1 protein-coding gene is annotated in these 638 nt (G+C 39.5%); it reads right to left on the reverse strand.

Annotated features, from left to right (window positions below; all coding sequences use genetic code 11):
- Positions 1 to 364 precede the first annotated feature (364 nt).
- A partial coding sequence (locus ACS8FD_RS21750) for a M23 family metallopeptidase (RefSeq protein WP_439277402.1) occupies positions 365 to 638 on the reverse strand: 274 nt, incomplete at its 5' end.

The following is a 638-nucleotide window of genomic DNA, read 5'->3' on the forward strand; positions in this document are numbered from 1 at the left end:
ACTAGCGTTGATTAAATTAGCCTCTAGCTTTTTTATCGCCTTTTCAAGACGCGCAAGCTTGGGCTTAATTTCCATAAAATTCTGCGGATAGTTATAGCTTTGCGTGTCAAAAATCGTAGTAGTCATTATACAATATGGCCTTAAATTTCAGTCAAAAGCTGTCTAAACAAAAAAAGTTTAATTAACAGATTAACTCTAAATCATCTCGACACTCTATAAAAAAACCTATCACCACTTTTCATAAGGCTTTGCAACGATATGAAAAGTAGTGACAGGTTATAAGTATCCGATAGCTCTTATGTTGTACCTTGTTAGCTTAAGTCAAATAAGACTTAAGCCAAACGACATTTATTTGAGCAATGATTTAACGTCCTAGTACAGCACGCGGATCAATAGGGTTACCATTTAGACGTACTTGAAACTGCAGGGCTACTTGATTAGTCTGGCCACTACTACCCATACTGGCAACACGTTGACCACGCTGTACCGCTTCGCCTTCTTTAACCAGTAATTGGCTATTATGCGCATAAGCGGTAATGTAATCACCGCTATGACGAATCATAATAAGATTGCCATACTCGGTTAGCCCATCGCCCGCGTATAGTACCGTTCCACTTTGACTGGCGAGCACTGGATCA

This window comes from Psychrobacter sp. 1U2, assembly GCF_051847575.1.